The 24,596-nt window shown below is 68.5% G+C and carries 38 protein-coding genes; 31 read left to right on the forward strand and 7 right to left on the reverse strand.

Annotation, left to right across the window (positions count from 1 at the left end):
• Nucleotides 1–116 precede the first annotated feature (116 nt).
• A complete protein-coding gene (locus OHS18_RS34190; RefSeq protein WP_328613604.1) occupies nucleotides 117–1,217 on the forward strand; it encodes a prealbumin-like fold domain-containing protein in 1,101 nt (366 codons plus the stop codon).
• A 117-nt stretch (nucleotides 1,218–1,334) separates the two neighbouring features.
• Here the strand turns inward: OHS18_RS34190 and OHS18_RS34195 are convergent, their stop codons facing one another.
• On the reverse strand, nucleotides 1,335–2,114 hold the full coding sequence (locus tag OHS18_RS34195) for a M15 family metallopeptidase (RefSeq protein ID WP_328613605.1): 780 nt from the start codon (nucleotides 2,112–2,114) through the stop codon (nucleotides 1,335–1,337).
• A gap of 42 nt (nucleotides 2,115–2,156) precedes the next feature.
• A complete protein-coding gene (locus OHS18_RS34200; RefSeq protein ID WP_328445555.1) occupies nucleotides 2,157–2,663 on the reverse strand; it encodes an Lrp/AsnC family transcriptional regulator in 507 nt (168 codons plus the stop codon).
• Between the two features lie 95 nt (nucleotides 2,664–2,758).
• Here OHS18_RS34200 and OHS18_RS34205 point away from each other — a divergent pair, with 95 nt between their 5' ends.
• A complete protein-coding gene (locus tag OHS18_RS34205; protein ID WP_328445554.1) occupies nucleotides 2,759–3,952 on the forward strand; it encodes an MFS transporter in 1,194 nt (397 codons plus the stop codon).
• 61 nt (nucleotides 3,953–4,013) lie between these two features.
• Nucleotides 4,014–4,655: a zinc ribbon domain-containing protein gene (locus OHS18_RS34210; RefSeq protein ID WP_328445553.1), complete on the forward strand. Its 642-nt coding sequence runs from the start codon at nucleotides 4,014–4,016 to the stop codon at nucleotides 4,653–4,655.
• 364 nt (nucleotides 4,656–5,019) lie between these two features.
• Here OHS18_RS34210 and OHS18_RS34215 read toward each other — a convergent pair whose 3' ends face one another.
• A complete protein-coding gene (locus OHS18_RS34215) occupies nucleotides 5,020–5,499 on the reverse strand; it encodes a GNAT family N-acetyltransferase (protein ID WP_442875299.1) in 480 nt (159 codons plus the stop codon).
• Between the two features lie 67 nt (nucleotides 5,500–5,566).
• Between OHS18_RS34215 and OHS18_RS34220 the strand changes: the two genes are divergently transcribed.
• Nucleotides 5,567–5,791 (forward strand): hypothetical protein, encoded by a 225-nt coding sequence (locus OHS18_RS34220; RefSeq protein WP_328445552.1) that lies wholly within the window; start codon nucleotides 5,567–5,569, stop codon nucleotides 5,789–5,791.
• Here OHS18_RS34220 and OHS18_RS34225 read toward each other — a convergent pair.
• The 4 genes from OHS18_RS34225 to OHS18_RS34240 are packed head-to-tail and all read right to left on the reverse strand — an operon-like array spanning nucleotide 5,763 to nucleotide 8,591.
• Nucleotides 5,763–6,422, reverse strand: a complete 660-nt coding sequence (locus OHS18_RS34225) for a hypothetical protein (protein WP_328613606.1) — start codon at nucleotides 6,420–6,422, stop codon at nucleotides 5,763–5,765. The genes OHS18_RS34220 and OHS18_RS34225 overlap by 29 nt on opposite strands.
• A 2-nt stretch (nucleotides 6,423–6,424) precedes the next feature.
• Nucleotides 6,425–7,678: a hypothetical protein gene (locus OHS18_RS34230; protein WP_328613607.1), complete on the reverse strand. Its 1,254-nt coding sequence runs from the start codon at nucleotides 7,676–7,678 to the stop codon at nucleotides 6,425–6,427.
• A gap of 11 nt (nucleotides 7,679–7,689) precedes the next feature.
• The gene (locus OHS18_RS34235; protein WP_328445547.1) at nucleotides 7,690–8,031 is read right to left on the reverse strand and encodes an ESX-1 secretion-associated protein; all 342 of its coding nucleotides are present in this window, start codon (nucleotides 8,029–8,031) and stop codon (nucleotides 7,690–7,692) included.
• Nucleotides 8,031–8,591 (reverse strand): YbaB/EbfC family nucleoid-associated protein, encoded by a 561-nt coding sequence (locus tag OHS18_RS34240; protein ID WP_328613608.1) that lies wholly within the window; start codon nucleotides 8,589–8,591, stop codon nucleotides 8,031–8,033. Before OHS18_RS34240 ends, OHS18_RS34235 begins: the two co-directional genes overlap by 1 nt.
• A gap of 165 nt (nucleotides 8,592–8,756) precedes the next feature.
• On the opposite strand from OHS18_RS34240, the gene OHS18_RS34245 reads away from it, so the two are divergent.
• The 27 genes from OHS18_RS34245 to OHS18_RS34375 all read left to right on the forward strand — a co-directional run bounded on the left by OHS18_RS34245 (nucleotide 8,757) and on the right by OHS18_RS34375 (nucleotide 24,581).
• Nucleotides 8,757–8,915 carry a hypothetical protein gene (locus OHS18_RS34245; protein WP_328445543.1) on the forward strand — a complete coding sequence of 53 codons (159 nt, stop codon included), beginning with the start codon at nucleotides 8,757–8,759 and terminating at the stop codon, nucleotides 8,913–8,915.
• A gap of 381 nt (nucleotides 8,916–9,296) precedes the next feature.
• Entirely contained in the window at nucleotides 9,297–9,671 is a 375-nt protein-coding gene (rpsL, locus tag OHS18_RS34250) for a 30S ribosomal protein S12 (protein ID WP_003102113.1), read from the forward strand.
• Complete coding sequence (gene rpsG, locus OHS18_RS34255) at nucleotides 9,671–10,141, forward strand: 30S ribosomal protein S7 (RefSeq protein ID WP_247060514.1); 471 nt, start codon at nucleotides 9,671–9,673, stop codon at nucleotides 10,139–10,141. Before rpsL ends, rpsG begins: the two co-directional genes overlap by 1 nt.
• A gap of 63 nt (nucleotides 10,142–10,204) precedes the next feature.
• The gene (fusA, locus tag OHS18_RS34260) at nucleotides 10,205–12,304 is read left to right on the forward strand and encodes an elongation factor G (protein ID WP_328445540.1); all 2,100 of its coding nucleotides are present in this window, start codon (nucleotides 10,205–10,207) and stop codon (nucleotides 12,302–12,304) included.
• A 169-nt stretch (nucleotides 12,305–12,473) separates the two neighbouring features.
• The gene (gene tuf, locus OHS18_RS34265; RefSeq protein ID WP_328445538.1) at nucleotides 12,474–13,667 is read left to right on the forward strand and encodes an elongation factor Tu; all 1,194 of its coding nucleotides are present in this window, start codon (nucleotides 12,474–12,476) and stop codon (nucleotides 13,665–13,667) included.
• Between the two features lie 407 nt (nucleotides 13,668–14,074).
• Nucleotides 14,075–14,380, forward strand: coding sequence for a 30S ribosomal protein S10 (rpsJ, locus tag OHS18_RS34270; RefSeq protein WP_003102098.1), 306 nt, complete (start codon nucleotides 14,075–14,077; stop codon nucleotides 14,378–14,380).
• Nucleotides 14,381–14,411: 31 nt separating this feature from the next.
• Nucleotides 14,412–15,068, forward strand: coding sequence for a 50S ribosomal protein L3 (rplC, locus tag OHS18_RS34275; protein ID WP_247060517.1), 657 nt, complete (start codon nucleotides 14,412–14,414; stop codon nucleotides 15,066–15,068).
• On the forward strand, nucleotides 15,065–15,754 hold the full coding sequence (gene rplD, locus OHS18_RS34280; RefSeq protein ID WP_247060518.1) for a 50S ribosomal protein L4: 690 nt from the start codon (nucleotides 15,065–15,067) through the stop codon (nucleotides 15,752–15,754). The genes rplC and rplD overlap by 4 nt, the downstream gene beginning before the upstream one ends.
• Nucleotides 15,751–16,062, forward strand: a complete 312-nt coding sequence (gene rplW, locus OHS18_RS34285; protein ID WP_091618496.1) for a 50S ribosomal protein L23 — start codon at nucleotides 15,751–15,753, stop codon at nucleotides 16,060–16,062. Before rplD ends, rplW begins: the two co-directional genes overlap by 4 nt.
• Before the next feature lie 15 nt (nucleotides 16,063–16,077).
• Nucleotides 16,078–16,914, forward strand: coding sequence for a 50S ribosomal protein L2 (rplB, locus tag OHS18_RS34290; protein ID WP_323329518.1), 837 nt, complete (start codon nucleotides 16,078–16,080; stop codon nucleotides 16,912–16,914).
• 18 nt (nucleotides 16,915–16,932) lie between these two features.
• A complete protein-coding gene (gene rpsS, locus OHS18_RS34295) occupies nucleotides 16,933–17,214 on the forward strand; it encodes a 30S ribosomal protein S19 (RefSeq protein WP_026468892.1) in 282 nt (93 codons plus the stop codon).
• 28 nt (nucleotides 17,215–17,242) lie between these two features.
• Complete coding sequence (gene rplV, locus OHS18_RS34300) at nucleotides 17,243–17,656, forward strand: 50S ribosomal protein L22 (RefSeq protein ID WP_328445532.1); 414 nt, start codon at nucleotides 17,243–17,245, stop codon at nucleotides 17,654–17,656.
• The gene (rpsC, locus tag OHS18_RS34305) at nucleotides 17,656–18,477 is read left to right on the forward strand and encodes a 30S ribosomal protein S3 (RefSeq protein WP_247060521.1); all 822 of its coding nucleotides are present in this window, start codon (nucleotides 17,656–17,658) and stop codon (nucleotides 18,475–18,477) included. Before rplV ends, rpsC begins: the two co-directional genes overlap by 1 nt.
• 3 nt (nucleotides 18,478–18,480) lie before the next feature.
• On the forward strand, nucleotides 18,481–18,900 hold the full coding sequence (rplP, locus tag OHS18_RS34310) for a 50S ribosomal protein L16 (protein WP_004558864.1): 420 nt from the start codon (nucleotides 18,481–18,483) through the stop codon (nucleotides 18,898–18,900).
• A complete protein-coding gene (gene rpmC / locus OHS18_RS34315; RefSeq protein WP_247060522.1) occupies nucleotides 18,900–19,148 on the forward strand; it encodes a 50S ribosomal protein L29 in 249 nt (82 codons plus the stop codon). The genes rplP and rpmC overlap by 1 nt, the downstream gene beginning before the upstream one ends.
• The gene (gene rpsQ, locus OHS18_RS34320; protein WP_328445528.1) at nucleotides 19,145–19,423 is read left to right on the forward strand and encodes a 30S ribosomal protein S17; all 279 of its coding nucleotides are present in this window, start codon (nucleotides 19,145–19,147) and stop codon (nucleotides 19,421–19,423) included. Before rpmC ends, rpsQ begins: the two co-directional genes overlap by 4 nt.
• Before the next feature lie 94 nt (nucleotides 19,424–19,517).
• Nucleotides 19,518–19,886, forward strand: coding sequence for a 50S ribosomal protein L14 (gene rplN, locus OHS18_RS34325; protein ID WP_004558867.1), 369 nt, complete (start codon nucleotides 19,518–19,520; stop codon nucleotides 19,884–19,886).
• Nucleotides 19,887–19,889: 3 nt separating this feature from the next.
• Nucleotides 19,890–20,204: a 50S ribosomal protein L24 gene (rplX, locus tag OHS18_RS34330; RefSeq protein ID WP_328445526.1), complete on the forward strand. Its 315-nt coding sequence runs from the start codon at nucleotides 19,890–19,892 to the stop codon at nucleotides 20,202–20,204.
• Nucleotides 20,204–20,767, forward strand: coding sequence for a 50S ribosomal protein L5 (rplE, locus tag OHS18_RS34335; RefSeq protein WP_328445524.1), 564 nt, complete (start codon nucleotides 20,204–20,206; stop codon nucleotides 20,765–20,767). The genes rplX and rplE overlap by 1 nt, the downstream gene beginning before the upstream one ends.
• Nucleotides 20,768–20,771: 4 nt before the next feature.
• Nucleotides 20,772–20,957, forward strand: a complete 186-nt coding sequence (locus OHS18_RS34340) for a type Z 30S ribosomal protein S14 (protein ID WP_020643210.1) — start codon at nucleotides 20,772–20,774, stop codon at nucleotides 20,955–20,957.
• 157 nt (nucleotides 20,958–21,114) lie between these two features.
• Nucleotides 21,115–21,513 (forward strand): 30S ribosomal protein S8, encoded by a 399-nt coding sequence (gene rpsH / locus OHS18_RS34345; protein ID WP_155548873.1) that lies wholly within the window; start codon nucleotides 21,115–21,117, stop codon nucleotides 21,511–21,513.
• A 16-nt stretch (nucleotides 21,514–21,529) separates the two neighbouring features.
• Nucleotides 21,530–22,069 (forward strand): 50S ribosomal protein L6, encoded by a 540-nt coding sequence (gene rplF, locus OHS18_RS34350; protein ID WP_328445519.1) that lies wholly within the window; start codon nucleotides 21,530–21,532, stop codon nucleotides 22,067–22,069.
• 2 nt (nucleotides 22,070–22,071) lie between these two features.
• The gene (gene rplR, locus OHS18_RS34355; RefSeq protein WP_328445517.1) at nucleotides 22,072–22,470 is read left to right on the forward strand and encodes a 50S ribosomal protein L18; all 399 of its coding nucleotides are present in this window, start codon (nucleotides 22,072–22,074) and stop codon (nucleotides 22,468–22,470) included.
• A 34-nt stretch (nucleotides 22,471–22,504) separates the two neighbouring features.
• Nucleotides 22,505–23,152 carry a 30S ribosomal protein S5 gene (gene rpsE, locus OHS18_RS34360; RefSeq protein ID WP_328445515.1) on the forward strand — a complete coding sequence of 216 codons (648 nt, stop codon included), beginning with the start codon at nucleotides 22,505–22,507 and terminating at the stop codon, nucleotides 23,150–23,152.
• A 1-nt stretch (nucleotide 23,153) separates the two neighbouring features.
• Complete coding sequence (gene rpmD, locus OHS18_RS34365) at nucleotides 23,154–23,339, forward strand: 50S ribosomal protein L30 (RefSeq protein WP_328445513.1); 186 nt, start codon at nucleotides 23,154–23,156, stop codon at nucleotides 23,337–23,339.
• Entirely contained in the window at nucleotides 23,336–23,782 is a 447-nt protein-coding gene (gene rplO, locus OHS18_RS34370; protein WP_328445512.1) for a 50S ribosomal protein L15, read from the forward strand. The genes rpmD and rplO overlap by 4 nt, the downstream gene beginning before the upstream one ends.
• A 106-nt stretch (nucleotides 23,783–23,888) precedes the next feature.
• On the forward strand, nucleotides 23,889–24,581 hold the full coding sequence (locus OHS18_RS34375; protein WP_328613609.1) for a hypothetical protein: 693 nt from the start codon (nucleotides 23,889–23,891) through the stop codon (nucleotides 24,579–24,581).
• Nucleotides 24,582–24,596: the final 15 nt, after the last annotated feature.

A 24,596-nucleotide genomic window follows, 5' to 3' on the forward strand; every position in this document is an offset into this window, starting at 1 on the left:
GGCCCTCGCCGGGTTTCCGGCGGGGGCCTTTCCCGTTGTGTCCGGAACCGGCCAATCGGCCGCGAAGGCTGTTCCCCTTTTGCCCGCTGTGGCGAAGAGCGGCGGTTCTGCTCGCCGTGCTCGTCACGGCGATGGCGTCGTCGACCAGTGCGTTCGCGGCTCCGGCGGGAGCGGCCTCGGACCGGATCGACCTGTTCGTTCCCTACGGCGGCTGGGGCGCGTTCCAGAACCGGCCGGGAGTGACGATCGAGTCCGGTCAGTCGTTCGAGCTGACGGTTTCCGGGCAGGTCCGGGACCCCGAGCAGACCACGACGGCCCTGCGCGGCACCGTGTTCGACGGGACCGGCTTCGAGGTCGGGTCGTTCGACTCCCGGGTGCCGGTCACGAGGGTGCCCGGTCGCGCGACGGGCGTCTTCTACGCGGACCGGAACGGCAACGGTGTCCTCGACGGCGGCGAGCCGCTCGCCGGCGCCGAGCTCACCCTGCGGTACGTCACCGGCACCAGGAACTACACGGCCACGAGCGACGCCGAAGGGAAGTTCACCTTCGACCTCCCGGCGGGGGACTACACCCTGGGCGGTGACGTCGTCGACGGCTGGCTGGTCCGGTGGCAGACCGTCCGGATCGCCCCGGACCTGCTCGTCCGCGGCGCACCGCCGTTGAACGGCGCCTTGACCGCGTCGCTGGCGTTCACCCAGGACAGCTACCAGCCGGGCGACCTGGCGCACCTCACCGTGACGCTGGCCAACTCGGGCTCGACCCCGCTGACCGGCATCGTGGCCGCGTGCAACCGCATCGGTGACGGCTACATGCTGAACGGCACCGGTCCCGGCTGGGGTGCTCTCGAGTGGAACCGCGGCGTGACGATCGCCGCCGGGGAGACCCGGACGTTCGACGTGTCCGAGACGGTGCCGCAGGCGTCCTTCGACCGCGGCAAGGTCGTGGCCGCCTGCGACTTCGGGTACAGCGAGGTGGACATCGAGAACCACGCCGAAGCCCGCGCGGAAGCCGCCGTGCCGGGCGCCGAGGCCGTCGTCGAGGGCACCATCGGAGTCGTCGACGACCGGGGCGAGATGACGCGGGGGCCGGCCGGCACCGAGGTCGTGCTGGTGTCCGACCGGCACTGCCCGGTCACCGGCCGGCGGACCAGTGACGAGAACGGGCACTTCCTCTTCGAGGGCGTGGCTCCCGGACCGCTTACCGGCTGTACTTCCTGACGGGATCGCCGCCGAGGAGGGGGACGCGCCACCACCGGTGGTGCCCGTCGACCCCGCCGACTGCGCGCGGTGACGCGCGGCGCCCCCGGTCCACAGTGGACCGGGGGCGCTCGTCGTTCACGGAAGAGCGTGGCGGCTCACCGGGAAGTCGAAATACGTGTCCGGGAACGGCTCATTGTCCAGGGTGTAGTGCCACCACTCCTCGGGCAGGTTGTGGAAGCCCGCCGCGATCAGCGTGGTCCGGAGCAGGTCGCGGTTCTGCCGCTCGATGCCGGTGATCGCCGGGTTGTCGGTGTGCGCCAGCGGGTCGAAGCAGTCGTACCCGGTGCCCATGTCGACCATGTTGTCGGGGAAGCGCCGGTCCTGCGGCGCGAAGCACGGCCTCAGCGGTTCGCCCGGGAAGTAGGGCCGCTGGGGCCGCGGCGGGATCTTGACGAGCGTCAGATCCATGGTGCTGCCGCGGCTGTGCCCGGACTTCTCGGCGATGTAGCCGTCGGCGAAGAGCCGGTCCTTCGCGACGTTCGGGTAGAACTCGGCCTTCATCTTCTCGTCGGTGAGGTGCTTCGCCCACCGCACGAAGTGGTCGACGGCGCGCTGCGGGCGGTAGCAGTCGTAGACCTTGAGCGTGTAGCCCCGTTTCCGAAGTTGCGCCTGGGCCGCGCGCAGGCCTTCGGCGGCCTGCCGGGTCAGGATGCAGGTGGGTTCGAGGTACCCGTCGACCCGCTGGCCGACGAAGTTGTGCCGGGTGGCGTAGCGGATGTCCTGGAGGATCGACGGCGCGACGTCGGACAGGGCGACGAACGAGCGCGACGTCGCTTGGGCCGGGGTGGGGACGGCGATGGCGGCCAGGGCGGCGAGGGTGACGGCGAAGGTGCGTATCCGGGCGGAAATCGGCATACCGCACGTGTAGCAGGAAATCGCCTCGCGATCAGCCGCCGCTCAGGGGGAGACCCAGCCTTCCGACGTCGTCGCGCGGAGGAAGTCGTCGGTCGGCGGCTGCACCGGCCGGCCCTCGTACTGCGTCGACAGCACCACCGACGACCGCAGCTCGCCGTGCGTGCCCAGCCGCTCCAGCAGGCCTTCGAAGTGCTCCAGGGACGCCGTCCGCACCTTCAGCATCGTGCAGTGGTCGCCGCTGAGGCGGTGGATTTCGACGACTTCCGGGTAGTCCTCGGACTTCGACGTCTTCAGCAGGCAGCGGCTCAGCGCGCACCGCATTTCGACGAACGCCTGCAGCGGCTGGCCCGCGCGCCGCGCGTCGACGTCGGCGCGGTAGCCCGTGATCACCCCGGTCTCCTCGAGCCGGCGCACCCGCTCGGCCACCGCCGGCGCCGACAGGTTGATCCGCCGGCCCAGTTCCTTGAACGACAACCTCCCGTCCGCCTGCAGCGCTTCGAGCAGCCGCCAGTCGACGTCGTCCAGCGGCTTTTCCGAACGAAAGGTCATGGGGCCCATCTTCCTTCCGAACCACGGCCGCAGCGACCGAATTGCCGTTGACCGCCCCTTCGAACGGCAGCCGGGAATCCCTAAAGTTGCAGGTCATGGGGACTTTGACGACGACCGGCCGGACTCGCTCGATGGCGGCGCTGTTCACCGGCGTGGCGCTGCTCAACACGGCCACGGTCGGGCTGAGCACCGCGGCGACGCTGATCGTCGCCGCGGGCAGTGGTCCGGGGTGGAGCGGCCTGCCGAGCGTCGCGAGTGTGCTCGGGACGGCGGCCGGCGCGCTCGGCGCGGGACTGCTGCTCCCGGCGCAGGGCCGTCGCCGCGTCCTGGGGGCGGGCTACGGCGTCGCGGCGGCCGGTGCACTGATCGCGTTCGCCGGCGCCCTGACGACGTCCTTGGTCCCGTTGCTGCTGGGGATTCTGCTGGTCGGCGTCGGCAACGGCGGCGCGCAGCTCTCCCGTTACGTCGCCGCGGACCTGTACCCGGAGGAACGCCGGGGCCGCGCGCTCTCGACCGTCGTCTGGGCGGGCACGGTCGGCGCGCTCGTCGGCCCGGCGTTGATGGCGCCGGCGGCGAACGTCGTGACGCGGTTCGGCTGGCCGTCGCTGTCGGGGCCGGTCGCCGTCGCGGTGTTCGCCACGGCGGCCGCGGCGCTGGCGGCGATGTTCCTCCCGCGCGGTGTCCCGGAGCGGCTTCCGCAACGGCCCGCGGTGTTCGGCGCCGGCGGGCCGGTGCGCTCGCCCGCGGTGCTGAAGCCTCTCGCCGCGATGGTCGCCGCGCAGCTGGCGATGGTCGCGGTGATGACGATGACGCCGTTGCAGCTGCAGGACCACGGGCACGGCCTCGACGTCGTCGGCTGGGTGCTGAGCGCGCACCTGGTCGGCATGTTCGCGCTGGCGCCGCTGAGCGGCCGGATCGCCGACCGCTGGGGCCCGCGCGTGACGATCAACGCGGGCCTCGGTCTGCTGGCGCTCGCTTCGGCGACCGCGATCGCGGCCCCGACAGCGCACACGACCGGCCTGCCCGTGGCGTTGTTCCTCCTCGGGTACGGCTGGAACCTGGTGTTCGTCGGCGGCAGCGCGCAGCTGAGCCGCGACCTCGCGCCGGAGACGCGCAGCCGGGTGCAGGGAGCCGTCGACGCGGTGGTCTGGTCCGCGTCCGCTTTGGCCGGTTTGGGGTCGGGACAGCTGTTTTCGGGGGGTGGCTACGGTTTGGTCGCGGTGGTCGGCGGTGTCCTTGCCTTGCTGCCACTGGCTTTGCTGGCCCCACGGCGTCGTGACGTCCGGTAGCCGAGCCGTTGTCGGCAAATCTTCCGTCACCGTGAGCACGGCCGGCTGGGGAAGATGGGCTGTGGCTGACTCTGTGCCCTTCACGGACAACTTCTCGGACCTCTCGAACACGCAGGGGTACCAGTTCGAGTTCCGCTGTGAACGCTGCGGGAACGGTTTCCGTTCCGCGTTCCAGCGCGACAACATGGAAACCGGGCGAAGCGTGCTTCGCACTGTCGGCTCGTTCTTCGGCGGGACGCTGCGAGACCTGAGCAACTCGGCCGACCAGTGGCGCTACGACCGCGCGACGAACTCGCCCGCCAAGGACCGCGCGCTGGCCGCGGCGGTCAAGGAGATCACCCCGAGTTTCCGGCAGTGCCGCGGCTGCGGCGACTGGATGTGCCAGGACCAGTGCTGGAACGAGGAGATCGGCCAGTGCCTGCGCTGCTCGCCGAGCGTCGCCGAGGAGATCTCGCGCGCGCAGGCTTCGGCGCAGCGCGACCAGATCTGGGACCGAGCCCGCGAGAAGGACTGGACGTCCGGCCTCGACATCGACACCCGCGCGAAGGTGTCCTGCCCGGGCTGCGGCCTCAAGGCCGAGGGCGGCAAGTTCTGCCAGTCGTGCGGCACGGCGCTGGCGCTGAAGGTGCGCTGCGGCGGCTGCGGCAGCGAGACCAACAAGGCCGGCGCGATGTTCTGCTCGGACTGCGGCAGCAAACTCTGATCCGGAGTTCCCGGGATTCCGTAATGAATAAACAACGAGCAGCCCCGGCGTTAAGGCGCCGGGGCTGCACCATTATGACCAACCGTGACGTCGCTGGCTGACGACGTTTTCCATTGCACCCCAACGGTTCCTTGACGAACCGGTGATTCAGCGTGCCCATTTCCGCTAACTGACAGCCGCTGAGAAGAACAGGGAGAACGGTGCGAGCAACCCGTCGCGCCCGGGCCGGCGGCGAAAGGTGGTGACCGGCGCCGCGGCACTCGCTTCGCGGGCAGCCCCGGCGAGGTCGTCCATTTCGGACAGAACGCGCAGGTGCCGTCGCAGAAGCCGGCGTCCGGCGAGGTCGCCGCCGGCACCGGACGGCTCAGCTGAGGGCCTTCTCGAACCAGTGCTCGGCGTACTTGTCGTCGTTGAACGGCGCCACCTCGGTGTACCCGGTGCGCGCGTAGAGGGCCCTGGCCTCGACGAGGTCGTCGCGGGTGTCGAGGCGCATGAGCCGTGCGCCGAGCCGCCGGGCCGCGTCCTCCGCGGCCGCGACCAGCCGGGGGGCGGCGCCCGAGCCGCGGTGGGCGGGCTTGACGTACATCTTCGTCAGCTCGCTGATCCCCGGCTCGACGACGCGGGTTCCGACGCAGCCCGCGAGCACGCCGTCCCGCCGGCCGAGCAGGAACGCCCCGGTCGGCGCGACCAGGTCCGTGCCCGGCTCGTCGGCCAGCGCGCTCTCGAGCTCGGCCTCGGTCGCCGGCCGCCCGTAGTACCGCGAAGCGACTTCGTCCATGTATTCACGCATGATCGCGACGGCGTCCGGGTCGGTGACCGGGACCTCGATGATGTTCCACTCCACGACCCCATCCTGGGGAAGCTGTCCACCGAATTCAGCGGGCGCGGCCGACCCCGGGCACCATGGGGACATGACGTCTGTCACGAAGCGCCTCACAGTGGTGGCCGTCCTGCTGATCACGCTGGGCGCCGTCCTGCTGTCGGTGGGCGCGATCGGTTTCCGGGCCACGTCCGACGAACCCGACGCCAACATCGGCGCCGGGTTCGCGTTGCTCGCCGGACCGTACGTCGTCGGCCTCGGCCTGGTGTTCGCGCTGTCGGCCGGGCTCACGCACCTGACGTCCCGCCGCCGCTGACCCACAGCGCCGCGGGCAGGCTTTCGGCCAGGTCGACGAGGTAGTCGGCCTCGGCCGCGAGGTTCTGCCGTGTCGCGCAGCCCCGGCCCCAGGTACGTGCCGAGCCGTGTTCGACGACGACGTCCCGTTGCGCGAACCGCGGGTTCGCCGCCAGCCAGCGGGCGAGCTCGCCCTCGAGCCGGGAGTCCGGCGGCAGTGTCGGCATGGTCATCGCCTCGCCCGCCACGATCCGCAGCTCCGGGCACTCCGGCACCCGCACCTGGGTGACGTGCGTGTCGCGCAGGTAGGTGTGGTCGTCGAAGTGCCGGTAGGGCTCCTGGTCGTCGATCCCGAGCACCGGCCGGTCGCGGTGGCGGAACTCGACCCAGGTCTCCCTCGGCCAGTCCGTCAGTGGCCGGCCGGTCGGGTGGACGACGCCGAACGTCGGCGCCGCGCTCTCCTCACCCGGGACGCCACTGTGGAAGGTGCCTCCGCGCTCGGCCGCGAAGGCCTTGAACCAGTGTTCTTTCCGGTTCTCCAAGGATTTCGTCCGCGACCGCCACCAGAGCCCGGCGACGGCAGCGATCACCACCACGACGAGGGCGATCCCGAGGATCACCGCTCCGGCGTTGCCACCATCGGCCAGATGCATCGTCAGAAGTCCAGGTCCGCGCGGGTCTCGTCGTCCGGCTGATCCCGGCCCGTTTCGCCGTAGTCGCTGGCCTTCTTGGCGTTCTTGACGTGGCTGTTGAGCTTGCCGAGGTGGTCGTTGAGCGTCTTGGCCGGGTTGTCGCCGGGGGTGGCCGGGTCGAACCCGAGCACACCCTTGACCGCGGCCTCGCCGCCCTTCTTCAGGACCTCGGTGGCCCCGGTCTTCAGGATCGTCGGCGTGTACTGGATGTTGCCCGCCGCGTCCTTGACCGGGTTCTCCCAGGCCTTGGCCCAGCGCTTGCCGAGCATGCCGTTCTCACCCGTGGTCTTCTCGAGCAGCGTCTGGCCTTCGTTGCCCTTGGTGATCTTCGCGAGCGCCTTGCCGGTGTCGGAGCCGGCGAACACCTGGCCGAGCTTCGACGCGGCCAGCTCGGCCTTCATCCTCTGCAGCCAGGCGAGGATCTTCTGCAGCAGCTCGCGGACCTTCGACACCTTCTGCGTCGTCTTCGCGGTGGTGGTGCCGAGCTTGACCTCGGACGCCGTGCCGGCCGTCGCGACCGACGCCCCGCAGGTGGGCACCGCGGCGGCCAGCGCCGGCACCCAGATCATGATCAGCCAGGTGATCAGCTCGGTCAGGATCGCCTTGATCAGGTCTTCGACGAAGGTCATCAGCATGCTGCTCAGCTGCAGCATCCGCGCCATGTCACCGGACTTCGCGGAGACGCCGCCGATGCCGTGCGCGAACTCGCCGAGCGACCGGCGTGCCGCGTCCCCCGCGTCGCCCTGCCACTGCCGCAGCGACGAGTCGGCGACCTCGGCGAAGTTCTTCGCCAGCTGGTCCAGACCGGTCGCGATCGCGGCGAAGTTCTCCGCGGCGACGCCGAGCGCGGGCCCGTCGCCGCTGACGAAGTGGACCGCGTCCTGGATCGGCTGGACGGCGCTCATCAGGAAGTTCAGTCCCTGCCCGACGAGCCAGCCGAGCGGGTCGGTGGCGATGTCGGTGATCGTGCTCGCGCTCGACTGGATGAAGCTCGTCGTGTCGGTGGCGATCGCGCCGAGCCCGAGCGTGATGTCCGCGCCGTCGGGGTGCGGCGCGGCGACGGCCTTGACCACCGAGACGGCGTCCTTGCCGACGGTCACTGCGCTGCCTACGAAGGGCGTTGCCTGGACAGCGTTGCCGACGTTCACCCCGAGCACGGTGTCCGGGTCGTCCGGCTTGACCGTGACACCGCTCGCGACGTCCTGGAACTCCGCCATTTCCTTGCCCCCTATGGCTTCTTCGGGCCGTCGAGCAGGACTTCCACCTGCCCGAAGAAGGCCTGGTGATCGTCTTCGGCGCCCTGGTAGACGCGCGCCGCGTCGGTGAACTTCTCCTGCGCCGAGGTCAGGCCGTCGGCCATCGACGCGAGCAGGTCCCGCAGCTCGTGCAGCGTCTCGTCGTACCCGTGCTTGGTGAACAGGCCCACCACACCCCAGGACTTGTCCCCGACGTCGGCCTGGCCGACCTTCTCGGTGAACTTCGCGCTCTGCTCGCGGTACTCGCCGAGCACCCCGGCATAGGTGCGCAGCGCGTCCACCCGAACCTGGTAGCCACCGGCACCGTCGGGCATCAGTCCTCCTCGCCATACAGGGTGCGCAGGAAGCTGTCGCCCGCGGACCCGCCGCTCGCGGGCGGGGCCGCCGGCGGCTCCGGGGCGTCGGCCTTCCGCAGCACCCGGTCCTCCGAGAAGTCCTCGGGGGCGGCCGGCGGCTCCCGTCGCGCGGTCTCTTCCGCCAGCTTCGACCGCAGTTCCCCGACGCTGGTTCCGAACGCCTCGGCCTGGGTTTCGAGGACCTGCTCGACCAGCCCGTCGTCGCCCACGTGCTCCTGGACGATCACGGCCTGCCGCCGCGCCGCCTCGCCGACGGCTTCGCGCAGCGTCGCCATCAGGGCCGCGGACAGCGCTTTCGGCCCCTTCGCCAGCGCCGCGTCGGTGAACGTGACGTCGAGGACCGCGCCGCCCGGCCCGGTGACCACGGTGACGCCCCCGTCCGGGGACGCCGCGCTCGCCCGGAGCCCGGTCAGTTCCCGCCGCATCGCGTCCAGCCCGGCGAACCGGTCGTCGGCGTTCCGGATACCCGCTTCGAACCGCCGGAACTCGGCGACCACCTGGTCGAACTCGGCCGACATGTCCTTCTTCCTCCCGAACGTCCGGTACGTGGTCCACCCATCGTGGCCCCTCGGCGACGGTGTGACGCAGGGAACGGCGGATCCGATCCCTCTGCGTCACCCGATCGGGAAATGGGTAGGTTTCGGCCGCAAGGGGAAGCAGGGGACGAGCGCTAGGAGTGTGTGATGAGCAGCACCGAAGGGGCCGGACGGCCCGAAGAGGAAGACCGGAAGCAGAGCGGCAGCCACGCGGCGCCCGAGGGGGCCGGCGTGCACCCGCTGATCGACCTTTCGCGCGACCCGAACCCGGGCAAGCCGGACCACGCGAAGCCCGACGAAGACTGAGCGGCGGGCCGCGAAACGGGGCCGTGGCGGCGTTCCCGGCCCCGCCGGGCCTGCCGCGCCACCCTGCGGAATGTCCGGCGCTCCGCCGGTGTTGAGAGGTAGGCTGAGGGTTCGTCGACCTTCAGACCCCCCGCTGCGCCCGTCCGGTAGATGGGCGGGTATCTTTGGAGACCGTGCCCGGCAGGCGTCGGGCCGCTCCGCGTGCCGTGCGGCATGGGCGGGGTGCTCAGGCACCCGGTCACCGGCTTCGGCAGGACGGGGTTCCGACGGAAAATCCCTACGGGAAGTTACCGGTCGAGAGACCGTGACGCGGGCCGACACGCCCGACCGCGGGGGCCGGTGAAGACACGAAGAAGCAGATCACGACAGGAAGCTGGTCCATTGCCCACGATCCAGCAGCTGGTCCGCAAGGGCCGCCAGGACAAGGCTGCCAAGCAGAAGACCGCGGCCCTCAAGGGGAGCCCGCAGCGGCGTGGCGTGTGCACTCGCGTGTACACCACGACCCCCAAGAAGCCGAACTCGGCGCTGCGCAAGGTCGCGCGTGTGAAGCTGACCAGCGGCATCGAGGTCACCGCCTACATCCCCGGTGAGGGCCACAACCTGCAGGAGCACTCGATGGTGCTCGTGCGCGGTGGTCGTGTGAAGGACCTTCCGGGTGTCCGTTACAAGATCATCCGCGGTTCTCTCGACACCCAGGGTGTGAAGAACCGTAAGCAGGCGCGCAGCCGCTACGGCGCGAAGAAGGAGAAGAGCTAATGCCCCGCAAGGGTCCGGCCCCGAAGCGGCCGCTGATCTCCGACCCCGTCTACGCCTCCCCGCTGGTCACCCAGCTGGTGAACAAGGTGCTGAAGGACGGGAAGCGCTCCCTCGCCGAGCGCATCGTTTACGGCGCGCTCGAAGGCGCTCGCGAGAAGTCCGGCACCGACCCGGTCGTCACGCTGAAGCGCGCTCTCGACAACGTGAAGCCCACCATCGAGGTGAAGAGCCGCCGCGTCGGTGGCGCCACCTACCAGGTGCCGATCGAGGTCAAGCCGGGTCGCTCCACGACCCTGGCGCTGCGCTGGCTGGTCTCCTTTTCGCAGGCCCGCCGCGAGAAGACGATGATCGAGCGTCTGCAGAACGAGCTCCTCGACGCTTCCAACGGCCTCGGTGCCAGCGTGAAGCGCCGCGAGGACACGCACAAGATGGCCGAGTCCAACCGGGCCTTCGCGCACTACCGCTGGTGACGACCGCCCGGCTGTCGACCAAGCCATGCCGGGCCCCAAGCTTGAGAACAGGGGAACACTCTCGTGGCACGTGACGTGCTGACCGACCTGAACAAGGTCCGCAACATCGGCATCATGGCCCACATCGACGCCGGCAAGACGACCACCACCGAGCGGATCCTGTTCTACACCGGGGTCAACTACAAGATCGGTGAAGTCCACGACGGCGCCGCCACCATGGACTGGATGGAGGAGGAGCAGAAGCGGGGTATCACCATCACCTCGGCTGCCACCACCACCTTCTGGGACGACCACCAGATCAACATCATCGACACCCCGGGCCACGTCGACTTCACCGTCGAGGTGGAGCGCAACCTCCGGGTGCTCGACGGCGCGGTCGCGGTCTTCGACGGCAAGGAAGGCGTCGAGCCGCAGTCCGAGCAGGTCTGGCGGCAGGCGGACAAGTACGACGTCCCGCGCATCTGCTTCGTCAACAAGATGGACAAGCTCGGCGCGGACTTCTACTACACGGTCAAGACGATCATCGATCGTCTCGGCGTCCGGCCGCTGGTCATCCAGCTGCCGATCGGTGCCGAGAACGACTTCGAAGGCGTCGTCGACCTGGTCCGCATGAAGGCGCTGACCTGGCGTGGTGAGGTCCAGAAGGGCGAGGACTACTCCGTCGAGGACATCCCGGCCGAGCTGGCCGAGAAGGCCGCGGAGTACCGCGAGAAGCTCGTCGAGACCGTCGCCGAGGCGGACGACGCGCTGATGGAGAAGTTCCTCGAGGGTGAGGAGCTGACGGAGGCCGAGATCAAGGCCGGCATCCGGAAGCTCACCATCACCAGCCAGGTCTTCCCGGTGCTGGCCGGTTCCGCGTTCAAGAACAAGGGCGTGCAGCCCATGCTCGACGCGGTCATCGACTACCTGCCGACCCCGCTGGACGTCCCGGCCGTCGAGGGCCTGCTGCCCGACGGCGAGACCGTGGCGTCCCGCAAGGCGTCGGTCGACGAGCCGTTCGCCGCGCTCGCCTTCAAGATCGCCGCGCACCCGTTCTTCGGCAAGCTGACCTACATCCGGGTTTACTCGGGCAAGGTCGCCGCCGGGGCGCAGGTCGTCAACGCGACCAAGGAGCGCAAGGAGCGCATCGGGAAGATCTTCCAGATGCACTCCAACAAGGAGAACCCGGTCGACGACGCCCAGGTCGGCCACATCTACGCGGTCATCGGACTGAAGGACACCACCACGGGTGACACCCTGGCGGACCCGCAGAACCCGATCGTGCTGGAGTCGATGACGTTCCCCGAGCCGGTCATCCGGGTCGCGATCGAGCCGAAGACGAAGGCCGACCAGGAGAAGCTGTCCCTGGCGATCCAGAAGCTGGCCGAAGAGGACCCGACGTTCCAGGTCAAGCTGGACGAGGACACCGGCCAGACGATCATCGCGGGCATGGGCGAGCTGCACCTCGAGGTGCTGGTGAACCGGATGAAGTCCGACTACAAGGTCGAGGCGAACATCGGCAAGCCGCAGGTCGCCTACCGTGAGACGATCAAGAAGACGGTCGAGAAGCTCGACTACGTCCACAAGAAGCAGACCGGTGGTTCCGGCCAGTTCGCGAAGGTCATCGTGAAGCTGGAGCCGCTCGAGCGCACCGACGGCGCGCTCTACGAGTTCGTCAACAAGGTGACCGGTGGTCGCGTGCCGCGGGAGTACATCCCGTCGGTCGACGCGGGCGCGCAGGACGCGATGCAGTACGGCGTCCTGGCCGGCTACCCGCTCGTCGGGTTGAAGTTCACCCTGATCGACGGCGCGTACCACGAGGTCGACTCTTCGGAGATGGCGTTCAAGATCGCCGGTTCCATGGCGATGAAGGAAGCCGCGAAGAAGGCCGGCCCGGTGATCCTGGAGCCGATGATGGCGGTCGAGGTGACCACGCCCGAGGACTACATGGGTGACGTCATCGGTGACCTCAACTCCCGTCGTGGTCAGATCCAGGCCATGGAGGAGCGAGCGGGCATCCGCGTCGTGAAGGCGCTGGTCCCGCTGTCGGAGATGTTCGGCTACGTCGGTGACCTCCGGTCCCGCACCCAGGGCCGGGCGAACTACTCCATGTTGTTCGACTCCTACGCCGAGGTTCCCGCGAACGTCGCGAAGGAAATCATCGCGAAGGCGACGGGGGAGTAACTCCCCCACCGCGCGCGGGCATTAAGGGACTCTCCTGAACGTCCGCTAGCACCGACGAAGGAATCCCGCCGACGCACTCTTTACTGCGGAGGCGGCGTCAACACAGCGGGGGTCGGCAGCCACGCCGGCCCCCGAGCACAAAGCGAAATCAGTCCAGGAGGACATTCCAGTGGCGAAGGCGAAGTTCGAGCGGAGCAAGCCGCACGTCAACATCGGGACCATCGGTCACGTCGACCACGGCAAGACCACGCTGACCGCGGCGATCACCAAGGTTCTGCACGACAAGTACCCGGAGCTCAACGAGTCGCGTGCGTTCGACCAGATCGACAACGCGCCCGAAGAGCGCCAGCGCGGTATCACGATCAACATCTCGCACGTCGAGTACCAGACCGAGAAGCGTCACTACGCCCACGTGGACGCCCCCGGTCACGCTGACTACATCAAGAACATGATCACCGGTGCCGCTCAGATGGACGGCGCGATCCTCGTGGTCGCGGCGACCGACGGCCCGATGCCGCAGACGCGTGAGCACGTGCTGCTCGCCCGCCAGGTCGGCGTGCCCTACATCGTAGTGGCGCTGAACAAGGCCGACATGGTCGACGACGAGGAGATCCTCGAGCTCGTCGAGCTGGAGGTCCGTGAGCTGCTGTCCTCGCAGGAGTTCCCGGGCGACGACGCTCCGGTCGTGCGCGTCTCGGGCCTCAAGGCCCTTGAGGGCGACGAGAAGTGGGGCGAAGCCGTTCTCGAGCTGATGACCGCTGTCGACGACAACGTGCCGGACCCGGTGCGCGAGCTCGACAAGCCGTTCCTCATGCCGATCGAGGACGTCTTCACGATCACCGGTCGCGGCACTGTCGTCACCGGCCGCGTCGAGCGTGGCGTGGTCAACGTGAACGAAGAGGTCGAGATCGTCGGCATCAAGGAGAAGTCGACCAAGACGACTGTCACCGGTGTCGAGATGTTCCGCAAGCTGCTGGACCAGGGCCAGGCGGGCGACAACGTCGGCCTCCTCGTCCGCGGTATCAAGCGTGAGGACGTCGAGCGCGGCCAGGTCGTCGTGAAGCCGGGTACCACCACCCCGCACACCGACTTCGAGGGCCGGGTCTACATCCTGTCGAAGGACGAGGGTGGCCGTCACACCCCCTTCTTCAACAACTACCGCCCGCAGTTCTACTTCCGCACCACGGACGTGACCGGCGTCGTGACCCTCCCCGAGGGCACCGAAATGGTCATGCCGGGCGACAACACCGACATCTCGGTGGCGCTGATCCAGCCGATCGCCATGGACGTGAACCTGCGCTTCGCCATCCGCGAGGGTGGCCGCACCGTCGGTGCGGGTCAGGTCACCAAGATCATCAAGTGATTTAGGCGCCCTCCCCGGGGGCAATACACCCCCGGGTCAGGGGCGTCAAATCACGTGTGCGACACTATTCAGGTTGCTCGTCCTGGGGCGGCCGATCCACATCGGGTATTACTCGATCGGGGTCCGGCCGCCCTGGTGCGAGCGGCCACGGTCCGCCGAGCTCTTCCTTCGGGTTGGCGAGCGGGCAAAGGCAGTGAGACGGCTAGCCGGCTCATCGCCTCCTCACGTTGAGGAAGACCAGGCAAGACGACGATCCCGCGGGATCCGTCTGTGCGTCGGGCGCGACACGCCCGACCGCGTGGACCGGGGACAGGGCCGTTGAACTGCGGAAACCCAGGCCAAAGTGGCAACACCGGGGCCGGGTTTGTGAGATAGCGGCACGAGACGACAAGGAACGAGCAGCCACCATGGCGGGACAGAAGATCCGCATCCGGCTCAAGGCCTACGACCACGAGGCGATCGACACCTCGGCGCGCAAGATCGTGGAGACGGTCACGCGCACCGGTGCCCGTGTTGTCGGGCCGGTGCCGCTGCCCACCGAGAAGAACGTTTACTGCGTCATCCGCTCGCCGCACAAGTACAAGGACTCGCGCGAGCACTTCGAGATGCGCACGCACAAGCGTCTGATCGACATCCTCGACCCGACGCCGAAGACGGTCGACGCGCTCATGCGCATCGACCTGCCGGCGAGCGTCGACGTCAACATCCAGTAAGCGTTGGGCGAGCGGCGGAGATAAGAGACTCATGTCTGACAGGCAAATGAAGGGCATCCTGGGCACGAAGCTCGGCATGACCCAGGTCTTCGACGAACTGAACCGGGTCGTCCCGGTCACCGTCGTCAAGGCCGGTCCGAACGTGGTGACCCAGGTTCGGACTCAGGACAAGGACGGCTACACGGCCGTGCAGCTGGCGTTCGGCGCGGTCGACCCGCGCAGGGTGAACAAGCCGCGCACCGGCCACTACGACAAGGCGGGCGTGACGCCGCGCCGCTTCCTTGCCGAGCTGCGTACCACCGACGCCGAGACCTATGAGGTCGGCCAGGAGATCACCGCCGAGGTGTTCGCCGCCGGCGTCGAGGTCGACGTCACCGGTACGAGCAAGGGCAAGGGTTACGCGGGCGTCATGAAGCGCCACGGTTTCAAGGGCCAGGGCGCGAGCCACGGTGCACAGGCCGTGCACCGCCGGCCGGGCTCGATCGGTGGCTGTGCCACCCCGGGCCGCGTCTTCAAGGGCGTGCGCATGGCCGGCCGGATGGGTTCCGACCGCGTCACCACGCAGAACCTGACCGTGCACGCGGTGCGTGCCGAGGACGGCCTGCTGCTGATCAAGGGCGCCGTGCCCGGTCCCAAGGGCGGCCTGCTGTTCGTGCGCAGCGCCGCGAAGGGTGGTAACTCCGAATGACAAGCGTCGAGCTGAAGACCCCGGCCGGTAAAGCCGACGGCACCGTGGACCTCCCCGAGGAGATCTTCGACGTGCAGGCCAATGTCGCGCTGATGCACCAGGTGGTGGTGGCCCAGCAGGCCGCCGGCCGCCAGGGCACGCACGACACGAAGACCCGTGGCGAGGTTCGCGGTGGCGGCAAGAAGCCGTACCGCCAGAAGGGCACCGGTCGTGCCCGCCAGGGTTCGACCCGCGCGCCGCAGTTCGTCGGCGGTGGCGTCGTCCACGGCCCCACGCCGCGTGACTACTCCCAGCGCACCCCGAAGAAGATGAAGGCCGCCGCCCTGCGTGGCGCCCTCTCGGACCGGGCTCGCGCCGGCCAGCTGCACATCGTCACCGAACTGGTGACGGGTGAGAAGCCGTCCACGAAGGCCGCCAAGGCCGTTCTCGCCGCGGTGACGCAGGCGACGCGCGTGCTCGTGGTGCTGCACCGGGACGACGAGTACAGCTGGGTTTCCCTGCGGAACCTCCCCGAGGTTCACCTGATCTGGTTCGACCAGCTCAACACCTACGACGTGCTGGTCAACGACGATGTCGTGTTCACCAAGGCCGCCTATGACGGCTTCGTCGCCGGCCCCGCCCGGGGCAAGAGCGCGAAGGCTTCGGCGCGGTCGAGCGAGGTTTCGGAAGGGAGTGACGAGCAGTGAGTTCGGTCGCCATTGCCGATCCCCGCGACATCTTGCTCGCGCCGGTGATCTCCGAGAAGTCCTACGGACTGCTCGAGGACCACAAGTACACGTTCATCGTCCGTCCGGACGCCAACAAGACCCAGATCAAGATCGCGGTCGAAAAGGTGTTCGGCGTCAAGGTGGTCAGCGTCAACACGGCCAACCGCCAGGGCAAGCGGAAGCGGACTCGCGCCGGCTTCGGCAAGCGCAAGGACACGAAGCGCGCCATCGTGACTCTTTCGCCTGAGAGCAAGGCGATCGAGATCTTCGGCGGACCCACCGCGTAAAGGACTGAGCTGACAATGGGCATCCGCAAGTACAAGCCGACGACCCCGGGTCGTCGCGGTTCGAGCGTCTCGGACTTCGCCGAGATCACTCGCTCCACTCCCGAGAAGTCGCTGCTTCGTCCGCTGAGCGGTTCGGGCGGTCGCAACTCGTCCGGCAAGATCACCACCCGGCACAAGGGTGGCGGTCACAAGCGTGCGTACCGGCTGATCGACTTCCGCCGGAACGACAAGGACGGTGTTCCCGCCAAGGTCGCGCACATCGAGTACGACCCCAACCGGTCCGCTCGCATCGCGCTGCTGCACTACGCCGACGGTGAGAAGCGCTACATCATCGCGCCGGAGAAGCTCCGCCAGGGTGACACGGTTGAGAACGGCCCCCGCGCCGACATCAAGCCGGGTAACAACCTGCCGCTGCGCAACATCCCGGTCGGTACCGTGATCCACGCGATCGAGCTCCGCCCCGGTGGCGGCGCGAAGATGGCGCGGTCCGCGGGCGCGAAGGTGCAGCTCGTCGCCAAGGACGGGCCGTACGCCCAGCTGCGTCTCCCCTCGGGCGAGATCCGCAACGTGGACGTGCGCAACCGCGCCACCATCGGCGAGGTCGGCAACTCCGAGCACGCCAACATCAACTGGGGCAAGGCCGGCCGTAACCGCTGGCGCGGCAAGCGCCCCACGGTCCGCGGTGTCGTCATGAACCCGGTCGACCACCCGCACGGTGGTGGCGAGGGCAAGACGTCCGGTGGTCGTCACCCCGTCAACCCGAACGGTAAGCCCGAGGGCCGCACGCGTCGCCGCAAGGCATCCGACGCGATGATCGTCCGCCGCCGCCGTACCGGCAAGAACAAGCGCTGAGCAGGGAGGTAGAAGAACATGCCACGTAGCCTCAAGAAGGGCCCCTTCGTGGACGACCACCTGCTCAAGAAGGTGGACGTTCTCAACGAGTCGGGCAAGAAGACCGTGATCAAGACCTGGTCGCGTCGTTCCACGATCATCCCGGACTTCCTGGGTCACACGATCGCGGTGCACGACGGCCGCAAGCACGTCCCGGTGTTCGTCACCGAGGCGATGGTGGGTCACAAGCTGGGGGAGTTCGCCCCGACTCGGACCTTCAAGGGTCACATCAAGGACGACCGGAAGTCGCGCCGCCGCTGAGCGGGCACGAGAGATCAAGGAACTAGCGATGAACGCCCAGAACGACGTGGCCGAGGCTCTGCCTGTGGCTTACGCGCGGGCTCGCTTTGTCCGGGACTCGCCTACCAAGGTGCGCCGGGTCATCGAGCTCATCAAGGGACGTAGCGCCGCCGACGCCTTGGCCGTGCTCCGTTTCGCCCCTCAGGCGGCGAGCGAGCCGGTCGCGAAGGTGATTGCCAGCGCCGTGGCCAACGCCGAGAACAACCTTCAGCTTGACCCGGAGACCCTCTGGATCAAGAACGCGTACGCGGACGAGGGCCCGACCCTCAAGCGCATCCGTCCGCGGGCCCAGGGCCGCGCGTACCGGATCCGCAAGCGGACCAGCCACATCACCGTCGAGGTGGAGTCGCGTCCGGCCGCCGCGCAGAAGGCGCAGAGCAAGAAGAAGGCAGGTGGCCGGTAGTGGGCCAGAAAATCAACCCGCACGGTTTCCGCCTGGGTATCACCACGGACTGGAAGTCGCGCTGGTACGCCGACAAGCAGTACGCCGAGTACGTGGCCGAGGACGTCAAGATCCGCAAGCTGCTGGCGACGGGCATGGAGCGCGCCGGCATCTCCAAGGTCGAGATCGAGCGCACCCGTGACCGCGTCCGCGTCGACATCCACACCGCCCGGCCGGGCATCGTCATCGGCCGCCGCGGCGCGGAGGCCGACCGGATCCGCGGCGCGCTGGAGAAGCTGACCAAGAAGCAGGTCCAGCTGAACATCCTCGAGGTCAAGAACCCCGAGGCCGACGCCCAGCTGGTCGCCCAGGCGGTCGCGGAGCAGCTCTCCAACCGTGTGGCGTTCCGCCGCGCGATGCGGAAGGCGATCCAGACCTCCATGCGTTCGCCGCAGGTCAAGGGCATTCGCGTGCAGTGCGGTGGTCGTCTCGGCGGTGCCGAGATGTCCCGTTCCGAGCACTACCGCGACGGCCGTGTCCCGCTGCACACGCTGCGCGCCGACATCGACTACGGCTTCTTCGAGGCCAAGACGACGTTCGGTCGCATCGGCGTCAAGGTGTGGATCTACAAGGGTGAGCTCGTCGGTGGCCTGAAGGCCCGCGAAGCCCGTGACGCCGCCGAGCGCGCGCCGCGTCGCGAGCGCAGTGACCGGCCGGCCCGTCCGCGTCGTTCCGGCGCCTCGGGCACGACCGCCACCTCGACCGAAGCCGGTCGCGCCGCCGCGGCCGCCACGACCGAGGCGGCCCCGGCCACCGAGACCGCAGAAAAGACGGAGGGCTGAGACGTGCTCATCCCGCGCAGGGTCAAGCACCGGAAGCAGCACTCCCCGAAGCGCCACGGCGCCGCCAAGGGTGGCACGAAGGTCAGCTTCGGCGAGTACGGCATCCAGGCGCTTGAGCACAGCTACGTGACGAACCGGCAGATCGAGTCCGCTCGTATCGCCATGACCCGTCACATCAAGCGTGGTGGCAAGGTGTGGACGACGATCTACCCGGACCGCCCGCTGACGAAGAAGCCGGCCGAAACCCGCATGGGTTCCGGTAAGGGTTCGCCCGAGTGGTGGATCGCCAACGTGAAGCCGGGTCGCGTGATGTTCGAGATCAGCTTCCCGAACGAGGAGACCGCCCGCGAGGCGCTCCGTCGCGCGATCCACAAGCTGCCCATGAAGTGCCGCATCGTGACCCGTGAAGGTGGTGAGTTCTGATGGCGAAGGCAGGTGCCGCTCTGGCATCGGAGCTGCGTGAGCTCACCGCGGAAGAGCTCGTCCTGCGTCTGAAGGAATACAAGGAGGAGCTCTTCAACCTCCGGTTCCAGATGGCGACGGGGCAGCTCGACAACAACCGCCGTCTGCGCACCGTCCGTACGGACATCGCGCGGATCTACACGGTCATGCGCGAGCGCGAACTCGGCTTGTCCGTGGCCCCCGACGCCGAAAGTGAAGGTGCCGCATGAGCGAGCCCACCACCGAGACGCCGGCCCGGAACGACCGCAAGGTCCGCGAGGGCTACGTGGTCTCGGACAAGATGAACAAGACGATCGTGGTCGAGCTCGAGGACCGCAAGAAGCACCCCCGTTACTCGAAGGTCGTCCGCACCACCTCCAAGGTGAAGGTGCACGACGAGAACAACGAGGCGGGCGTGGGCGACCGGGTCAAATTGATGGAGACCCGCCCGCAGTCGGCGACGAAGCGGTGGCGCCTGGTGCAGATCGTGGAGAAGGCCAAGTAAGCAGGGCTCTCTCGGGAGTCCTTAGTTCCGCAAGGCTCGCTCACTGTGACCTTTCACGAGCTGGCGAGAACCGGCGCGACATACAGGAGTTGACGTGATCCAGCAGGAGTCGCGGCTTCGGGTAGCCGACAACACGGGTGCAAAGGAAATCCTCTGCATCCGGGTTCTCGGTGGCTCCGGGCGGCGCTACGCCGGCATCGGCGACATCATCGTCGCCACCGTGAAGGACGCCATCCCGGCTGCCGGGGTGAAGAAGGGCGATGTCGTCAAGGCCGTCATCGTCCGCACGGTCAAGGAGCGTCGTCGTCCGGACGGTTCCTACATCCGGTTCGACGAGAACGCCGCCGTGCTCATCAAGAACGACAATGAGCCCCGTGGCACCCGCATCTTCGGCCCGGTGGGCCGCGAGCTGCGTGACCGAAAGTTCATGAAGATCATTTCGCTCGCGCCGGAGGTGTTGTAAGCCATGAAGGTGAAGAAGGGCGACACGGTCGTCGTCATCGCCGGCAAGGACAAGGGCGCCAAGGGCAAGGTCATCCAGGCTTACCCCGAGCGCGACCGCGTGCTGGTCGAGGGCGTGAACCGGATCAAGAAGCACACGCGGATCAGCCAGACCCAGCGCGGCGCGCAGTCCGGTGGCATCGTCACCCAGGAAGCCCCCATCCACATCTCGAACGTGATGGTGGTCGACGCGGACGGCAAGCCGACCCGGGTGGGTTACCGCATCGGCGAGGACGGCAAGAAGGTCCGGATCTCGCGCCGGAACGGTAAGGACATCTGATGACCACCGCAGAGAAGGTCGCGCCGCGCCTCAAGGTGCGCTACCGCGAAGAGATCAAGGGACAGCTGCAGGCGGAGTTCTCCTTCGGCAACGTCCACGAGATCCCGGGCGTCGTGAAGGTCGTCGTGAACATGGGCGTCGGTGACGCCGCTCGCGACAGCAAGCTGATCGAGGGCGCGGTCAAGGACCTCGCCCTGATCACCGGCCAGAAGCCCGAGGTCCGGAAGGCCCGCAAGTCCATCGCGCAGTTCAAGCTGCGCGAGGGTCAGCCGATCGGCGCGCGCGTCACGCTGCGCGGCGACCGCATGTGGGAGTTTCTCGACCGGCTGCTGACCATCGCGCTGCCGCGTATCCGCGACTTCCGCGGGCTTTCGCCGAAGCAGTTCGACGGCCACGGCAACTACACGTTCGGTCTCAACGAGCAGTCGATGTTCCACGAGATCGACCCTGACTCCATCGACCGCCCGCGCGGCATGGACGTCACCGTCGTCACGACCGCCACGAACGACGACGAGGGCCGGGCGCTGCTGCGCAAGCTCGGCTTCCCGTTCAAGGAGAACTGAGCCCATGGCCAAGAAAGCCCTGGTCCACAAGGCCTCGAAGAAGCCGAAGTTCGCCGTGCGCGGCTACACCCGCTGCCAGCGGTGCGGCCGTCCGCACGCCGTGTTCCGCAAGTTCGGGCTCTGCCGGATCTGCCTTCGCGAGATGGCGCACGCGGGCGAGCTGCCCGGCGTCCGCAAGTCCAGCTGGTAAGAGCGCTTTGCCGATCCGGCCGGGCAGGCGGACCCCGTCCGCGCCGACTGCCGGCCGGATCGGCAAAAATTCGATACAGAACTCCCACTTCGCCACAGGCCCCGCCGTCCGTGTTCCGGACAGCGGGGAACCAGGCGAGAAAGGTTGACAGGTCACCATGACGATGACCGACCCGATCGCAGACTTCTTGACCCGTCTGCGTAACGCGAACTCGGCGTACCACGACGAGGTCGTGCTTCCCCACTCGAAGCTCAAGGCGAACATCGCGGAGATCCTCAAGCGTGAGGGTTACATCGCGAGCTACCGCGACGAGCCGGGCGAGAAGCACAAGAACCTGATCGTCGAGCTCAAGTACGGCCCCAACCGTGAGCGCAGCATCGCCGGTCTCCGGCGCGTGTCCAAGCCCGGCCTGCGGGTCTACGCAAAATCGACCGAACTGCCGTCCGTTCTCGGTGGCCTCGGCGTCGCGATCATCTCGACGTCTTCGGGGCTGCAGACGGACCGTCAGGCCAAGCGAAACAGCGTGGGCGGCGAAGTCCTCGCCTACGTCTGGTAAGGAAGGGGGCACAGACATGTCACGCATCGGAAAGCTGCCGGTCGCCGTCCCCTCCGGGGTCGAGGTGACCATCGACGGTCAGCACATCAGCGTCAAGGGCCCCAAGGGGACCCTGGAGCACACCATCGCCGAGCCGATCACGGTCGAGCGCGACGAGGACGGCACCCTGCTGGTCAAGCGCCCGGACGACGAGCGCTACAGCAAGGCCATGCACGGCCTCACCCGCACGCTCGTGAACAACCTCGTGGTGGGCGTCACCGCCGGCTACGAGAAGAAGCTCGAGATCCACGGTGTCGGTTACCGTGTGCAGGCCAAGGGCTCGGACCTCGAGTTCGCCCTGGGCTTCTCGCACCCGGTGAAGATCGAAGCTCCGGAAGGCATCACCTTCAAGGTGGAGACCCCGACCCGGTTCTCGGTCTCCGGTATCGACAAGCAGAAGGTCGGCCAGATCTCGGCCGTCATCCGCAAGCTGCGGCGCCCGGACCCGTACAAGGGCAAGGGCCTGCGGTACGAGGGTGAGAAGATCCGCCGCAAGGTCGGAAAGACGGGTAAGTGATCATGAGCGACACGACTACGAAGCGCCAGCCGGTGGGCAAGGACATCTCGACCCGCCGCCGCGTCGCGAAGGCCCGTCGGCACTTCCGGCTCCGCAAGAAGGTCTCGGGCACCGAACAGCGTCCGCGCCTGGTCGTCAAGCGGTCTTCGCGGCACATCGCCGTGCAGGTCATCGACGACCTGGTCGGCCACACGCTGGCGTCGGCGTCCACCCTCGAGGCGGACGTGCGGGCGCTGGACGGCGACAAGAAGGCCAAGGCCGCCAAGGTCGGGGAACTCGTCGCGGCCCGTGCCAAGAACGCCGGGATCTCGGCTGTGGTGTTCGACCGTGGGGGCAACGCCTACCACGGCCGCATCGCCGCGCTCGCCGACGCCGCCCGTGAGGCGGGGTTGGAGTTCTGACGATGCAGAAGCTTGTTAACGGAAGGAAAGCCTGATGCCGGGACGTACACGGCAATTCGGCGGCGGACAGGGCGGACCCGGCGGGCAGGGCGGCAACGACCGCAATGACCGCCGCGGTGGCGGCCGGGACCGGCGCGACAGCGGCCGTGGCGGGGCCGGCCAGGACAAGACCCCGCACCTCGAGAAGGTCGTGACGATCAACCGCGTCGCCAAGGTCGTCAAGGGTGGTCGTCGCTTCAGCTTCACCGCCCTCGTCGTCGTCGGTGACGGTGACGGTCAGGTCGGCGTCGGCTACGGCAAGGCCAAGGAAGTTCCCGCGGCGATCGCCAAGGGCGTCGAGGAAGCGAAGAAGAACTTCTTCCGCGTTCCCCGCGTCGGCGGCACCATCCCCCACCCGATCACGGGTGAGGCGTCCGCCGGTGTCGTGCTGCTGCGTCCGGCGTCCGCCGGTACCGGCGTCATCGCCGGTGGCCCGGTGCGCGCGGTGCTGGAGTGCGCGGGCGTCCACGACGTGCTGTCGAAGTCGCTCGGCTCCGACAACGCGATCAACATCGTGCACGCCACCGTGGCGGCCCTGAAGGGTCTGCAGCGTCCCGAAGAGGTCGCGGCCCGCCGCGGTCTCCCGCTCGAGGACGTCGCTCCGGCCCGGATGCTGCGCCAGCGCGCGGGCCAGGGGGTCTGACATGACTCAGCTCAAGGTCACCCAGGTCAAGAGCAAGATCGGCACGAAGCACGCTCACCGCGAGTCGCTGCGCACCCTCGGGCTGCGCAAGATCCGCCAGAGCGTCGTGCGTGATGACACCCCCCAGGTGCGCGGCCTGATCCACACCGTCCGCCACCTGGTGGAGGTCGAGGAGGTCCAGGCATGACGGCCATCAAGATCCACCACCTGCGTCCGGCTCCGGGCGCCAAGCGCGACAAGATGCGCGTCGGTCGTGGTGAGGGTTCGAAGGGCAAGACCGCCGGTCGCGGTACCAAGGGCACCAAGGCCCGGAAGAACGTGCCCGCTGGCTTCGAGGGTGGGCAGATGCCCATCCACATGCGGCTCCCGAAGCTTCGCGGCTTCAAGAACCGCTTCCGCACCGAGTACCAGCCGGTGAACGTGGGCGACATCGCCCGCGTCTTCCCGGACGGTGGCAAGGTCGGCGCCGAGGAGCTCGTCGCCAAGGGCCTCGTCCGCAAGGGCAAGCTCGTCAAGGTGCTCGGCAACGGTGACGTCGACGGCGTCAAGCTCGACGTGACCGCCGACGGTTTCTCCGGCTCCGCCAAGGAGAAGCTCGAAGCGGCCGGTGGCTCCGCCACTACCAACTGAGCTCTTCCGCAGTACTGATCGAAGGCCCGCCTGGCCCAGCCAGGCGGGCCTTCGGCGTTCCCGCGCCGTGCTTGCCCACCGGGCATTTCGCCTGGAGGATCACCGAGTGGACACCCCTCAGCAGCCCCCACCGCCCGCGCCGACGCCGCGGCGGAAGCAGGCTTTCCTCGCACCGGGGCTCTACGCGCTGGCCACCGTGCTCGTGGCCGGCGGGCTGTTCCTGCCGCTCTTCCGCGCGGTCCACACCCTTTCCCAGGTGCAGGCCGGCGCCCTGGCCGTCGTCACGACGTCGGCGTGGAGCACCCAGTTCCAGGTCACCACCGACGAGTCTCTCGACCGGCCCGGGGCGCCCTTCGGCATCCCGATCATCGTCACGGCGGTGCTGCTCGCCGCCGCGGCGGGCCTTCTCCTCGCCCGCCGCCGGCGCCTGGGTGCGTGGCTGGGCCAGGTGGGCACGGTCTTCGCCGCCGGTGTCGTCCTCACCATCGAGACGGTCGGCCTGGGACAGGGGGAGAGCGACCGGTTCGACCGCATCGACCTGACCACCGAGCTCGGCATGTGGCTCCTCATCGGGGGCACCCTGGTCGCCGCGGTCGCGGCGATCGTCACCCGCCGCACGGACGGCCACCGCGGCGCGGACTGGGCCGACCCGTCGGTGGCCTACGCCGATACGGACACCCCGCCGTCGGGGTTCGCCATGCCGGAGGTCCAGGCGCCGGATGAGGTCTCCACCGCGGTCCTCCCGCCGGAGCCGCCGCCCGAGCCGCCGGCCCGGCGGTGGGACCGAACCGGCCGCTGAACCGGAGTTTCTTGC

Source organism: Amycolatopsis sp. NBC_00355 (assembly GCF_036104975.1).
GTDB lineage: Bacteria > Actinomycetota > Actinomycetes > Mycobacteriales > Pseudonocardiaceae > Amycolatopsis.

Excerpts from the sequence above, each read along its gene's own strand:
- rplV (WP_328445532.1), top strand. The coding sequence starts at position 17,243 with ATGAACGCCCAGAACGACGTGGCCGAGGCTCTGCCTGTGGCTTACGCG.
- rpsG (WP_247060514.1), top strand. The coding sequence starts at position 9,671 with ATGCCCCGCAAGGGTCCGGCCCCGAAGCGGCCGCTGATCTCCGACCCC.
- rpsQ (WP_328445528.1), top strand. The coding sequence starts at position 19,145 with ATGAGCGAGCCCACCACCGAGACGCCGGCCCGGAACGACCGCAAGGTC.
- OHS18_RS34340 (WP_020643210.1), top strand. The coding sequence starts at position 20,772 with ATGGCCAAGAAAGCCCTGGTCCACAAGGCCTCGAAGAAGCCGAAGTTC.
- OHS18_RS34245 (WP_328445543.1), top strand. The coding sequence starts at position 8,757 with ATGAGCAGCACCGAAGGGGCCGGACGGCCCGAAGAGGAAGACCGGAAG.
- OHS18_RS34225 (WP_328613606.1), bottom strand. The coding sequence starts at position 6,422 with ATGCATCTGGCCGATGGTGGCAACGCCGGAGCGGTGATCCTCGGGATC.
- rplB (WP_323329518.1), top strand. The coding sequence starts at position 16,078 with ATGGGCATCCGCAAGTACAAGCCGACGACCCCGGGTCGTCGCGGTTCG.
- rplF (WP_328445519.1), top strand. The coding sequence starts at position 21,530 with ATGTCACGCATCGGAAAGCTGCCGGTCGCCGTCCCCTCCGGGGTCGAG.
- rplO (WP_328445512.1), top strand. The coding sequence starts at position 23,336 with ATGACGGCCATCAAGATCCACCACCTGCGTCCGGCTCCGGGCGCCAAG.
- rplC (WP_247060517.1), top strand. The coding sequence starts at position 14,412 with ATGTCTGACAGGCAAATGAAGGGCATCCTGGGCACGAAGCTCGGCATG.
- rplE (WP_328445524.1), top strand. The coding sequence starts at position 20,204 with ATGACCACCGCAGAGAAGGTCGCGCCGCGCCTCAAGGTGCGCTACCGC.
- OHS18_RS34195 (WP_328613605.1), bottom strand. The coding sequence starts at position 2,114 with ATGCCGATTTCCGCCCGGATACGCACCTTCGCCGTCACCCTCGCCGCC.
- rplR (WP_328445517.1), top strand. The coding sequence starts at position 22,072 with ATGAGCGACACGACTACGAAGCGCCAGCCGGTGGGCAAGGACATCTCG.
- OHS18_RS34220 (WP_328445552.1), top strand. The coding sequence starts at position 5,567 with ATGACGTCTGTCACGAAGCGCCTCACAGTGGTGGCCGTCCTGCTGATC.
- OHS18_RS34240 (WP_328613608.1), bottom strand. The coding sequence starts at position 8,591 with ATGTCGGCCGAGTTCGACCAGGTGGTCGCCGAGTTCCGGCGGTTCGAA.
- OHS18_RS34200 (WP_328445555.1), bottom strand. The coding sequence starts at position 2,663 with ATGACCTTTCGTTCGGAAAAGCCGCTGGACGACGTCGACTGGCGGCTG.
- rplX (WP_328445526.1), top strand. The coding sequence starts at position 19,890 with ATGAAGGTGAAGAAGGGCGACACGGTCGTCGTCATCGCCGGCAAGGAC.
- rpmC (WP_247060522.1), top strand. The coding sequence starts at position 18,900 with ATGGCGAAGGCAGGTGCCGCTCTGGCATCGGAGCTGCGTGAGCTCACC.
- OHS18_RS34205 (WP_328445554.1), top strand. The coding sequence starts at position 2,759 with ATGGGGACTTTGACGACGACCGGCCGGACTCGCTCGATGGCGGCGCTG.
- rpsE (WP_328445515.1), top strand. The coding sequence starts at position 22,505 with ATGCCGGGACGTACACGGCAATTCGGCGGCGGACAGGGCGGACCCGGC.
- rplD (WP_247060518.1), top strand. The coding sequence starts at position 15,065 with ATGACAAGCGTCGAGCTGAAGACCCCGGCCGGTAAAGCCGACGGCACC.
- OHS18_RS34230 (WP_328613607.1), bottom strand. The coding sequence starts at position 7,678 with ATGGCGGAGTTCCAGGACGTCGCGAGCGGTGTCACGGTCAAGCCGGAC.
- rpsH (WP_155548873.1), top strand. The coding sequence starts at position 21,115 with ATGACGATGACCGACCCGATCGCAGACTTCTTGACCCGTCTGCGTAAC.
- rpmD (WP_328445513.1), top strand. The coding sequence starts at position 23,154 with ATGACTCAGCTCAAGGTCACCCAGGTCAAGAGCAAGATCGGCACGAAG.
- rpsS (WP_026468892.1), top strand. The coding sequence starts at position 16,933 with ATGCCACGTAGCCTCAAGAAGGGCCCCTTCGTGGACGACCACCTGCTC.
- rpsJ (WP_003102098.1), top strand. The coding sequence starts at position 14,075 with ATGGCGGGACAGAAGATCCGCATCCGGCTCAAGGCCTACGACCACGAG.
- OHS18_RS34235 (WP_328445547.1), bottom strand. The coding sequence starts at position 8,031 with ATGCCCGACGGTGCCGGTGGCTACCAGGTTCGGGTGGACGCGCTGCGC.